Annotated in this window: 10 protein-coding genes and 2 tRNA genes; all 12 read right to left on the reverse strand. The window is 60.1% G+C overall.

Features of this window, described 5'->3' with window-relative positions:
• Positions 1-19: 19 nt before the first annotated feature.
• Entirely contained in the window at positions 20-964 is a 945-nt protein-coding gene (gene truB, locus R3E82_15100; protein ID MEZ5552212.1) for a tRNA pseudouridine(55) synthase TruB, read from the reverse strand.
• Positions 942-1,361, reverse strand: coding sequence for a 30S ribosome-binding factor RbfA (gene rbfA / locus R3E82_15105; protein MEZ5552213.1), 420 nt, complete (start codon positions 1,359-1,361; stop codon positions 942-944). The genes truB and rbfA overlap by 23 nt, the downstream gene beginning before the upstream one ends.
• 5 nt (positions 1,362-1,366) lie before the next feature.
• Complete coding sequence (gene infB / locus R3E82_15110; GenBank protein MEZ5552214.1) at positions 1,367-3,919, reverse strand: translation initiation factor IF-2; 2,553 nt, start codon at positions 3,917-3,919, stop codon at positions 1,367-1,369.
• 15 nt (positions 3,920-3,934) lie between these two features.
• Positions 3,935-5,467, reverse strand: coding sequence for a transcription termination factor NusA (nusA, locus tag R3E82_15115; GenBank protein MEZ5552215.1), 1,533 nt, complete (start codon positions 5,465-5,467; stop codon positions 3,935-3,937).
• Positions 5,468-5,482: 15 nt separating this feature from the next.
• Positions 5,483-5,941 (reverse strand): ribosome maturation factor RimP, encoded by a 459-nt coding sequence (rimP, locus tag R3E82_15120; GenBank protein ID MEZ5552216.1) that lies wholly within the window; start codon positions 5,939-5,941, stop codon positions 5,483-5,485.
• Between the two features lie 375 nt (positions 5,942-6,316).
• Positions 6,317-6,393 (reverse strand) — tRNA-Met (locus tag R3E82_15125).
• 91 nt (positions 6,394-6,484) lie between these two features.
• A tRNA-Leu gene (locus R3E82_15130) sits at positions 6,485-6,571 on the reverse strand.
• Positions 6,572-6,589: 18 nt separating this feature from the next.
• Entirely contained in the window at positions 6,590-6,940 is a 351-nt protein-coding gene (gene secG / locus R3E82_15135; GenBank protein MEZ5552217.1) for a preprotein translocase subunit SecG, read from the reverse strand.
• Positions 6,941-7,047: 107 nt separating this feature from the next.
• Positions 7,048-7,839, reverse strand: coding sequence for a triose-phosphate isomerase (tpiA, locus tag R3E82_15140; protein ID MEZ5552218.1), 792 nt, complete (start codon positions 7,837-7,839; stop codon positions 7,048-7,050).
• A 129-nt stretch (positions 7,840-7,968) separates the two neighbouring features.
• Entirely contained in the window at positions 7,969-9,309 is a 1,341-nt protein-coding gene (glmM, locus tag R3E82_15145) for a phosphoglucosamine mutase (protein ID MEZ5552219.1), read from the reverse strand.
• Between the two features lie 48 nt (positions 9,310-9,357).
• Entirely contained in the window at positions 9,358-10,242 is an 885-nt protein-coding gene (folP, locus tag R3E82_15150) for a dihydropteroate synthase (protein MEZ5552220.1), read from the reverse strand.
• A gap of 6 nt (positions 10,243-10,248) precedes the next feature.
• Positions 10,249-12,150, reverse strand: a complete 1,902-nt coding sequence (gene ftsH / locus R3E82_15155; GenBank protein ID MEZ5552221.1) for an ATP-dependent zinc metalloprotease FtsH — start codon at positions 12,148-12,150, stop codon at positions 10,249-10,251.
• Positions 12,151-12,157 lie beyond the last annotated feature (7 nt).

Below are 12,157 nucleotides of genomic sequence, written 5' to 3' on the forward strand. Positions count from 1 at the left end.
GCTGTCGATCCGTTCGCCGCTATTTTCCCAGACCCGCGACCAGCCGACGGGGCGCTACCCGTCCGTCGTCGAGGATCTCGCCGACACCAATGAAATGGATCGACGCATCATCATGTACTTCCGCCAGCCGCACCCAGCCGCTGGTCGGCGCATGGGCAACGATAACCGGCTGACCCTGCCGCAGATAATAAGCGGTGTTGTCCGTCAGCCTGACTTCCGGCCATTCCTTCACCGCACTCGAGACGGGAAGCAGGAACGAGTCCAGTGAGCTGCTGTCAGTACCGGTTTCGAGAGCATTCTCCAGCTCCTCGAAGGTCACCATATCGGATTCCGTATAAGGGCCGGCTGCGCGTCGGTGCAGGGCCGTAACGTGAGCGCCGCAACCCAGAATCTCACCGAGCTCTTCAGCGATGGTTCGAATATAGGTGCCTTTGCTGCAGTGAATCTCGAGCTCCAGCTCATCTCCGGAAAACGCGACCAGCTCGTTCGAGAAGATCGTCACTCTCCGCGCTGCACGTTCGATCTCAATCCCCTGACGCGCAAGTTTGTACAGCGGCTGACCCTGGTGTTTGACCGCCGAAAACATTGAGGGTATCTGATCGATCCCGCCGCGGAAAAAACGCAGCGCATCTTCGATCCGGGCGGCATCAACATCCTGCACCGGACGTATCTGTATTACCTTGCCGTCGGCATCGCCGCTGTCGGTCGCCACACCCAGCTTCACCCGGGTCCAGTATTTCTTGTCTGAATCGAGCAGATACTGGGAAAATTTCGTTGCTTCTCCGAAACACAGGGGCAGGACACCGGTGGCCAGAGGATCCAGCGCCCCCGTGTGACCGGTCTTACGCGCGTTGAACATGCGCTTGGCCTTCTGCACTGCATCATTCGAGCTGAATCCCGGTGGCTTGTTGATCACCAGAACGCCGCTCACATCCCGCCCTTTACTGCGCCGGGCCACTGTCATCCTCGATCTGGCTGTCTGCAGCGTCGTCCGCAGCCTGGTTCTTATTCGAACGCATGGCGCTGTCGATCAGGGCATCCATCCGCGGGCCCCGCTCAGCTGCTTCGTCATAGTGAAAACGCAGACGCGGAGTTGTCCGCATGCTGTGGCGTTTGGCCAGTTCCGTACGGAAGTAACCGGCCGCCTTATTCAGGACTTCGATCACTTCACTCCGATCCTCTGCGCTTTCAGCGTCCAGCGTGGTGATGTATACATCAGCGTAGGAAAGGTCCCGGCTGACAGTCACCTCATTGACGCTCACCATTCCCACCCTGGGGTCGCGTATCTGCCTCAGGATGATCGCGGCAACTTCATCGCGGATGAAATCCGCGATTCTCAGGTCTCTACCGAAGGGCCGCACTGCGCTCAAAGCTCCCTGGCAACCTTGGTCGAGTCGAACACTTCGATGAGGTCACCGACACGCACATCATTATAGTTGCGAACACCTATGCCGCATTCGGTACCGCTGCGGACCTCGTTTACGTCATCCTTGAAGCGACGCAGCGATTCCAGCTCGCCCTGGAAAATGACGACGTTGTCACGCAGCACCCGGATCGGCTTGTTCCGGTAGACACTGCCCTCGGTGACCATGCACCCGGCCACCTGACCATAGCGCGGTGAGCGGAACACATCCCGAACTTCGGCAATGCCGACGATCTCTTCCCGGATTTCCGGTTCCAGCATGCCGGACAGAGCCTGTTTGACATCGTCCAGCAGTTCGTAGATCACGCTGTAGTAGCGCAGGTCCAGACCTTCGCGTTCGATGATAGCCTTGGCCGAGTTGTCTGCCCGCACATTGAAGCCAAATACTGCGGCGCCATAAGTCAGTGCGAGGTTGGCATCGGTCTCGGTGATGCCACCCACACCCGAGCCAAGAATGTTGACTGCCACCTCATCGTTGCCCATCTCGGTGAGCGCCTGATGAATGGCCTCCAGGCTGCCGCGCACGTCGGTCTTGATCACCATCTTGAGGATGCGCTTCTCGCCTTCTGCCATATTCGCAAACATGTTGTCGAGCTTGGACGCCTGCTGCATGGCAACCCGCTGCTCCTGATGCTTATCGCGGCGAAACTGCGCAAGTTCTCTCGCGCTTCTTTCATCAACAACCACGGAAAAATCGTCTCCCGCACCCGGGGTACCGGTCAGACCCAGCACCTCAACGGGATCGGAAGGCCCCGCTTCCCTGGTCGGTTCACCATGGTCGTCGAGCATCGCCCGAACCCGGCCGTGGAACTGGCCGGCAAGGATCACGTCTCCCTGCTTGAGCGTTCCGTTCTGTACCAGCACGGTCGCAACCGGGCCGCGACCGCGATCGAGACGGGACTCGACGACGACACCCCGCCCCGGACCTTCTTTCACCGCCTTGAGTTCGAGCACTTCGGCCTGCAGCAGTACCGCTTCGAGCAGTGCTTCGACACCTTCACCGGTGATTGCTGATACCTTCACGAACTGGGTATCACCACCGTAGCTTTCCGGGATCACGTCTTTGGTCACGAGTTCATTGGTAACCCGCTCCGGATCCGCTGCTTCGAGATCCATCTTGTTGATCGCCACCACGATTGGCACCCCGGCTGCCTTGGCATGCTGGATGGCCTCTATGGTCTGCGGCATCACTCCGTCATCCGCCGCGACGACCAGGATCACGATATCCGTGACCTGAGCACCCCGCGCACGCATCGCTGTGAAGGCTGCATGGCCGGGTGTATCGATAAAGGTGATCCGACCGCCCCTGGTGTCAACCCGGTAGGCGCCGATGTGCTGGGTGATTCCACCGGCTTCGCCACTGACCACCCGGGTTTTGCGTATGTAGTCGAGCAGCGACGTCTTACCATGGTCAACGTGTCCCATGACAGTGACAACCGGGGGTCGCCCGGTGGCATCACCTTCCACGGTGAGCGATCGTTCCAGCACATGCTCAAGCGCATCCGCGTGGATCAGCTTGGGCCTGTGGCCCATTTCTTCCACCACGAGAATGGCTGTGTCCTGATCGATAGGCTGGTTGATGGTGGCCATCATCCCCATGCTCATCAGGGTCTTGATCACCTCGCCGGCTTTCACAGACATCCGCTGAGCCAGGTCGCCGACACTAATGACATCAGGAATTTCGACTTCCCGGGCGATGAAATCCGTCGGGCGGAACTCGCCACCCTGCTGATCGACCTTCATTGCGGTTACCGGGTGATGCTTGCGCTTGGCGCGACGCCCCGGCTTCAGTGAGAGTTCCCGGCGGCCGCCTTCGCTCTTGGCTCTCTCCCGATCACGCTCACGATCCTTGCCTTTGAAACGCTTGCCACCCCGCTCGGTAGACTGCTGCTTGGCCTGCGCCTCGACTTCGGCCGCAGCCGGATCGGCAACCGCCGTGTCCTTTTTGGCTGCAGGTTTCGGCGCTGCTGCGGCTTTTGCCTTGCGCTCCGCCTCTGCCCGGGCTTCTTCTTCCTTGACCCTGACTTCTTCCCGACGGCGCTCTTCTTCCGCTTTGCGCTCGGCTTCGAGTCGGCGCGTCTCTTCCTCTGCCGACTTGCGCGCGAGTTCCTCTTCGCGATTGCGTTGTGCTTCAAGCTCCAGAGCACTGGGTGCCTGCTCGGCTTTCGCGACCTGTGCCGGGTCTGCCGCCTCGGCTTCCGCACGCTTCACATAGGTGCGCTTCTTGCGCACCTCAACATTTACAACACGGCCGGCACGACCCTGGCCTGTACGCAGCGTGCCAACCGTTTTACGCTTGAGAGTGATGCGGCTCGGGCCGGGTTCTGCACCACCGTGGCTCTTCTGCAGATAAGCGAGCAGCGTCTGCTTCTCCGTATCCGAAACAGGCTCCTTATCACTCTTATGGGAAAGGCCAGCCTCCTGCATCTGCTTGAGCAGGCGGTCGACGGGTGTTCCCACCGTTTCCGCGAGTTGTTTTACCGTGACTTCGGACATCTTCGATCCCCCTGACTACTGCTCCCCGGCCTCTGCAAACCAAGGTGCCCGGGCCGTCATGATCAATGCAGCGGCAGCCTCTTCGTCGAGCTCTTCCACCAGTTCCTGGAGCTCTGCTACCGCAAGCTCCGCCAGATCTTCCATGCTCACCACACCCTGGCTGGCGAGATGAAAAGCGAGGCGACGATCCATTCCTTCCATATTGAGGAGGTCGTCTGCCGGCTGATGCTCACCGAGCGCTTCTTCCGTAGCGATGGCCTTGGTAAGCAGCGCATCCCGCGCCCTGGTTCGCAACTCTTCAACGATTTCCTCGTCGAATCCTTCGATCGCCGTCATCTCTTCGATCGGCACGTAGGCGATTTCTTCAAGCGTGGTGAAACCTTCTTCCACCAGCACCACAGCAACATCCTCGTCAACCGAAAGCGCTTCCATGAAATCGGTGATGAACTTACCCGCTTCCTCTTCCTGCTTCTTGACCGCATCTTCTTCGGTCATGATATTGAGTTTCCAGCCCGTAAGCTCACTGGCCAGTCTGACATTCTGGCCGCCACGGCCTATGGCCTGCGCAAGATTGTCTTCACTGACCGCGATGTCCATCGCGTGCACGTCTTCATCGAGAATGATGGAAGCAACTTCAGCCGGAGCCATGGCGTTGACTGTGAGCTGCGCAGGATTTTCATCCCATAACACGATGTCTATGCGCTCACCGGCCAGTTCACCCGAAACAGCCTGCACACGCGAACCACGCATGCCGACACACGCCCCTACCGGATCTATACGTCCGTCGTTGGTCTTCACCGCAATCTTGGCCCGCGAGCCCGGGTCCCGCGCAGCGCCTTTAATCTCGATTACATCTTCGGCAATCTCGGGTACTTCAATCTTGAACAGCTCCACCAGCATCTTCGGTGAGGTCCGGGTGAGGATGAGCTGTGGTCCGCGATTATCAGGGCGGATCTCCAGGAGCAGAGCGCGCAGGCGATCTCCGATCCGGAAAGTCTCTCTGGGGATCAGATGCTCGCGGGTGAGAAGTCCTTCGGCATTGTTGCCCAGGTCGACGATCACACTGTCGCGACCCAGCTTCTTCACAGTGCCGCCAACCAGCTCACCGACGCGCGGGAGATAGGCCTCGACCACCATCGCCCGCTCGGCTTCGCGCACTTTCTGCACGATAACCTGCTTGGCGGTCTGGGCGGCTATCCGACCGAACTCAACGGAGTCCACGGCCTCTTCGATCACACCACCGAGTTGCGCAGCAGGATCCTTAGCCTGCGCTTCCTCCAGCGTGTACTGAGCATCCGGATTCCACTCCTGCTTTTCTTCCTCATCCTCACTTTCGACTACAGCGTCCGGGTCGCAGATGTGCCACACCCGGAAGGTTTCGTACTCACCAGTCTCGCGATCAATGGCCACACGGAATTCAGCGCTCTCGCCATATCGTTTCTTTGTGGCAGTCGCCAGCGCAACCTCGATGGCATCAAAAATGACGTCCTTCGGGACACCCTTCTCGTGGGAAACGGAATCCACGACCAGGAGAATTTCTTTCGTCATGTCGTTGCTCGAACCTCAATCAAACCGCGGGACGACGCGCGCCCGCTGGACATTTTCCAATGGCAGCAAATATTCATCTTCATCTACCCGTACGACGGCTTCGCCATCCTCCAGGCCGGCCAGAATCCCCAGAAACCGTTTCCGGCCTTCGAAAGGGAAGCTCAATCGCACTTCCACCTGTTCGCCGATACTCGCCGCGTACTGCTCCGGTTTGAACAGAATCCGATCCATACCCGGCGACGAGACTTCGAGGGTGTATCTGCTCGAAATGGTGTCTTCCACATCGAGCAGGTCGGCGACCCGGCGGCTGACCCGCTCACAGTCTTCAACACTGACACCCCCGTCCCGGTCGATGTACAGTCGCAGCTTCGTATGGCGCCCCGATGTCAGGTACTCCACACCCCAGATACTGCAGTTTTCCAGCTCGACCACCGGTGTCAGCAATGCTTCGATATCCGCCTCTTTTCTGTTCACTCTGTCTAATCTGACCAGGCAGTACGGTCTCATGCACCAGGCGACTGCACTGCTTCGTCATCACTCTCTGGCACACCGGTTTTCCGGAGCACCAATAAAAAATGGGCTTACGCCCATTCCCGAAAACGTTCCTGCGGCGCGCGAAGGAGCAACTGACTCCTTGACGATCACACCCGCCTGAACTACCTGTGGCTTACCACCGGTGGGAATACTTCAAGGCTTCCGCCTAGAGGTTTGCCACCTGTGGTGGGCGACCTGCCGGTACGCGATACGCTACCGCCAGGATCCCGATGACCGGGGCGGTGAGGCTCCCGGCTCGTAGAAAATTGCCCCTCTCGGGGCAAATTTCTTCGACCTCTTTCGAGGTTTTTCCTTTGGTAGCGGGGGCAGGATTTGAACCCACGACCTTCGGGTTATGAGCCCGACGAGCTACCAGACTGCTCCACCCCGCATCAGCAAGGGGCGGATTATAGGGATCTGGGTGGGCGCAGGCAACAGCCTGAGTAAAGGACTCAGGTTCGCCTGAGTGAAGGATCAGAGTGTTGGTGCCGAAGAGAGGATTTGAACCTCCACGGGCGTTAGCCCACTACCCCCTCAAGGTAGCGTGTCTACCAATTTCACCACTTCGGCTAATGAGGCCCTGGCCCATCAGAGGTCAGGGATGTCGGAATCTACAGGTTTCGATTCGGGAGTCAACTGCTCCACGGGTGTCTCGGGCACCACGACCTGGGGAATCCCCAGTGAGCCGGCGGTTTCTGCGCGCTCTTTGGCCGTGTAAGCCAGGCCGAATGAGATCAGGAAAAAGCCGATTGCCAGCCACACGGTCAGTTTGGTCAGGAAAGAGGCCGATCCACTACTGCCGAACATGGTGTTGGACGAGCCGCTGCCGAACGCTGCGCCCACATCGGCGCCACGACCCTGCTGAAGCAGTACCAGCGCAGCGAGTGCGATGGCATCGGCCACCAGCAGCATCATCAGAACCGTTTCATATGTGGACATCACTTGAGTGCTAACCTCGTATTCACACCAATTTCAATCGCGCCTCGAACTCACCACCCTTACCGGTGGCCATTCTGCGCATACCATTTCCCTTCACTCTCTGCCGGCTAATGCGCTGCCGACCTGCCAGCCTGGGCGATTTCCAGAAACTGCGCGGCTTCCAGAGAAGCACCACCAATCAGCCCACCATCTATGTCCGGCTGAGCGAAAAGCTCGGCCGCATTCGCAGGCTTCACACTGCCGCCATACAGCAGGGCCAGATCCCTGCCGAGATCGGGCGCAAGTCCTGCAAGCGCCTGGCGTATCACCCGGTGCATGGCCTGAGCCAGCGCCGGAGTGGCCGTCTTCCCGGTACCGATGGCCCAGACCGGCTCATAGGCTATCACTCCACGGCCCAGGCCCTCGGCGCCGACTCTGGCGGCAACCTGCTCGATCTGCCGGAGCACCACCGACTCGGCATTGCCCGAGTCCCGTTCGGATTCGGTCTCGCCGATGCACAGCACCGGCTTCAGACCAGCCCGGAGCGCTGCAGCAAATTTTTCTGCCACCATTTCATCGGTCTCACCGGCCTGGCGCCGTTCGGAGTGACCGACCAGCACCCAGGTTGCCCCGATATCCTTCAGCATCTCGCCGGCAATCGAGCCGGTATATGCGCCTTCTGCCGCCGCATGCAGATCCTGACCGCCGACTTCGACACTGTCGACCAGCCCCTGCTCATCCAGCTGCCGCAGTACATAGCCCAGATAGGCGACCGGCGGGAACAGCACCAGAGATATCGCCTCCGGAAAGCGCTTTCCAGGCAGAGAAGTTCTGACCCTGGCGAGCGTCGCCGCATATTCGGCCACAAAACGCTTCGAACCGAACATCTTCCAGTTGCCTGCCACGATCAAACGACGCATGCACCACCCGCAGGCGTTTTTGGGGCGCGCAATGTTACCCACTCGCATCCGGTCGGGCAAACAGATTGGCCAGGGGGCCCCTGATCCCCTGCCGCGTCGAATCCGGCGCTTTTTGCGTGAATTGGGTGGTCAGCCGCCGTTCCGCACCACCTCGGCCAGTTCTTCGGCAATTCGGGAGACCTCGTCTTCGCGCTCACCTTCCACCATGACCCGGACCACGGGTTCGGTCCCGGAAGGCCGGATCAGGACCCTGCCACGCCCGGAAAGACGTGCGGACTGGGCTGCCACCGCGGAAGCCACGTCAGCCGCGATCGCGCGCTCCCGCGGACTGGGGACTGACACGTTGAGCATGGTCTGGGGCAGTTTGTGCATACCGGCTTTGAGTTCGCTCAGCGGTGCCCCCGAATCGATCATCGCGCAGAGCGCCTGAAGTGCGGCAACAATCGCATCTCCCGTGGTGGTCAGATCCAGACAGAGGATGTGGCCCGAAGATTCACCGCCCAGTTGCCAGTTCCGCTCCCGCAGCGCTTCATGCACGTAGCGGTCACCCACTTTGGCCCGCACGAAATCGATACGCGCTTCGCCCAGGGCCCGCTCCAGTCCGAAATTGGACATCACCGTGCCGACGACGCCACCTGCGAGCAGGCCGGCTTTCGCCCTGTGCAGTGCGATGATGAACAGCAGTTCGTCGCCATCCACCACGCCACCCTGCTCATCCACCATCACCACCCGGTCACCGTCGCCATCAAAGGCGATACCCACACTGGCACCCGCCGCCCGGACGGCTTCTGCCAGGCGCTCCGGCGAGGTGGAGCCACAGTTCTCGTTGATATTGAAGCCATCGGGCTCAGCATTGATCACAGTGACTTTCGCACCCAGTTCCTCAAAAACACCGGGTGCGACGTGGTAGGTCGCCCCATTGGCACAATCGAGCAGGATTTTCAGCCCGCTGAGCCGGAAGCCCCGGTTGACGGACGCTTTGCAGAATTCGATGTAACGACCGGCGGCATCTTCGATACGCATGGCCCGACCGAGCTGATGCGAGTCCACGCAATGCATCGGAGCATCGAGCTGGGCTTCGATCCGCTTTTCGAAGGCGTCCGGAAGTTTGTTTCCCGAGCCATCGAAGAACTTGATGCCGTTGTCGAAATAGGGGTTGTGGGATGCACTGATCACGATGCCGGCCTCGGCGCGCAGGGTGCGGGTCAGATAGGCGACCGCCGGAGTCGGCATCGGGCCCATCAGACTGACGTTCACGCCCGCCGAAACCAGTCCTGATTCCAGCACCGATTCGAGCATGTAGCCCGATATTCTGGTGTCTTTACCGATCAGGATCCTCGGTGTACTGGATGCTGCTTCCGCAAATACCCGGCCCACGGCCCAGCCGAGTCGCAGACAGAATTCCGGTGTAATGGGGGGTTCACCGACCCGCCCGCGAATTCCATCGGTCCCGAAGTAACGCCTGCTCATGGATTATGACTTCCCTGTTCTGTTTTTCAGCTTCAGCATCCGCATCACTCAGGATGTCAGCGCATCGAGTACTTTCAGTGCATCCACCGTGGCTGCGACATCGTGCACACGCACGATATTGGCCCCCTGCTCCACCGCAAGCAACGCCGCCGCCACACTGCCTGCCAGACGCTGTTCCGGCCCCCGGCCGGTCAGATCCCCGATCATGCGCTTGCGCGACAGCCCCACGAGAATCGGCAGGTCGCGCACCCGCACCGACGCAAGCCCCCGCAACAGGGTCAGATTGTGCGTCAGGCGCTTTCCGAAACCGAATCCCGGATCGATGCAGATCCGCTGAGGCCCGATACCTGCCGCCACACAGCGGGCCACCCGCTCCTCCAGAAAGTCGCGCACGGTCCCCACCACGTCGTCGTACTGTGGCTGCTGCTGCATGGTGGCCGGCTCGCCCTGCATATGCATGAGGCATACGGCTGCCGAAGACTGCGCCAGCACCTCGAGCATCAGCGGATCATCGAGCGCGGAGACGTCGTTGATCATCTGCACACCGGCTGCCAGTGCCGCACGCGCCACGCCCGCCTTGCGGGTATCCACGGAAAGGATGGTATCGAGTTCGAGAAGTGCTTCAATCGCGGGCATCACCCGCCCCAGTTCTTCAGACTCAGCGACGGGAGCAGCACCCGGACGGGTTGACTCACCGCCAATATCGAGGATGTCGGCACCCGCCGCGAGCATCTCTTCGGCCGCAGCGCGCACTCGGCCCAGGTCGACAGTGCCTGACCCTGCACCGGCGCTGAAACGGCCGCCGTCCGAGAAGGAATCCGGAGTGAGGTTGAGAATTCCCATCACCCGGGGGCCCGCGAGGCTCAGAGCCCGCGAGCCACATTCCAGTCGGCAGGTGAGTCGGGATGCCGGATCGAGCGTGGCAGCGCCCATCGCCGTCTAATGCTCTCCGGCGGGGCCTCCGATCGGTGCATCGCCGGATGGCTCCGGCTTCGACGCTGACTCACCACCCGGGGGGGGCAGATCACTGGGATGACGGGGCTTCGCACCCGCCATGATGTCGTCTATCTGATCGGCATTGAGGGTTTCGAATTCGATCAGGGCTTCCGCCATCAGATGCAGTTTGTCCTTGTGCTCTTCAAGCAGGCGCAGGGCCTCCTTGTAGCAGCCATCAATGATGCTGCGAACTTCTTCGTCGATCGCCCTGGCAGTCTGTTCCGACTGGGCCTTGGGCCGAACGCCCGCCGACATGCCCAGGAAGACCTCACCGTCATCCTGGTCATACATGATCGGGCCCATGCGTTCGGAGAGACCCCATTTGGTCACCATGCTGCGGGCAAGATTGGTGGCACGTTCGATATCATTGGATGCGCCTGTGGTCACATATTCGGACCCCAGGATCATTTCTTCCGCAATCCGGCCACCGAACAGGCTGCAGATCTGGCTCTTCACACTCTGCCGGGAGAGGCTGTAGCGATCCTCCTCGGGCAGGAACATGGTCACACCAAGTGCCCGGCCACGGGGAATGATGCTGACCTTATAGACCGGATCATGGGCCGGCATCATGCGTCCGACAATCGCATGACCTGCCTCGTGATAAGCCGTATTGCGCTTCTCTTTTTCCGACATGACCATGCTCTTGCGCTCGGCGCCCATCATGATCTTGTCCTTGGCCTTCTCGAATTCATCCATCTCCACCAGACGCTTGCCTGCACGGGCAGCGAAGAGCGCGGACTCGTTCACCAGATTGGCCAGGTCGGCGCCGGAGAAGCCCGGTGTACCCCGCGCGATGACCGAGGCATCGACGTTGTCTGACAGCGGAACTTTGCGCATGTGGACTTTGAGAATCTGCTCTCTGCCACGGATATCCGGGAGACCCACCACCACCTGGCGGTCAAATCGACCCGGGCGCAACAGCGCCGGATCCAGCACATCGGGCCGGTTGGTTGCCGCGATCACGATGATGCCATCGTTGGCTTCGAAGCCGTCCATTTCCACCAGCAGCTGGTTGAGTGTCTGCTCACGCTCGTCGTGGCCACCGCCGAGGCCGGCACCGCGATGCCGACCGACCGCATCGATCTCGTCGATGAAGATGATGCAGGGGGCCTGTTTTTTCGCCTGCTCGAACATGTCCCGAACCCGGGAGGCACCTACGCCCACAAACATCTCGACAAAGTCGGACCCGGAAATGGAGAAGAAGGGGACTTTGGCCTCTCCCGCAATCGCCTTCGCCAGCAGGGTCTTACCTGTACCCGGCGGGCCCACCATCAGCACGCCTCGCGGAATCCGCCCGCCCAGGCGCTGAAACTTTCCAGGATCGCGCAGAAACTCGACCAGTTCCTGCACATCTTCCTTGGCTTCATCTACACCAGCGACATCGGCGAAGGTGGTCTTTATCTGATCTTCCGACAGCAGACGCGCCTTGCTCTTGCCGAAAGCCATGGGACCGCCGCGGCCACCGCCACCACCCTGCATCTGACGCATGAAGAGCATGAAAACAGCAATGATGATCAGTATCGGGAAGCTGGCAATGAGCAGCTGAGACCAGATGCTCTGCTGTTCCGGCAGTTTGCCCGACGTCCGGACGCGATGGTTGTAGAGGTCATCCATGAGTTTCTGGTCATAGATGTCCGGTCGCACGACCCTGAACTCTTCTCCATTGCGTCGAACGCCGTTGATGATCAGACCTTCGATGACGACCTGCTCGACCTGATCGCTGCGAACCTGTTCGATGAAATCGGTATAGCTGAGAGTCTGTGGCTCAGGTTTGACGTTGAAATTGTTGAACACCGTCAGCAGCACCGCCGCGATGATCAGCCACAGAAGCAAATTTTTTCCCATATCCGTC

Source organism: Pseudomonadales bacterium (genome assembly GCA_041395945.1).
Classification (GTDB): domain Bacteria; phylum Pseudomonadota; class Gammaproteobacteria; order Pseudomonadales; family Azotimanducaceae; genus SZUA-309.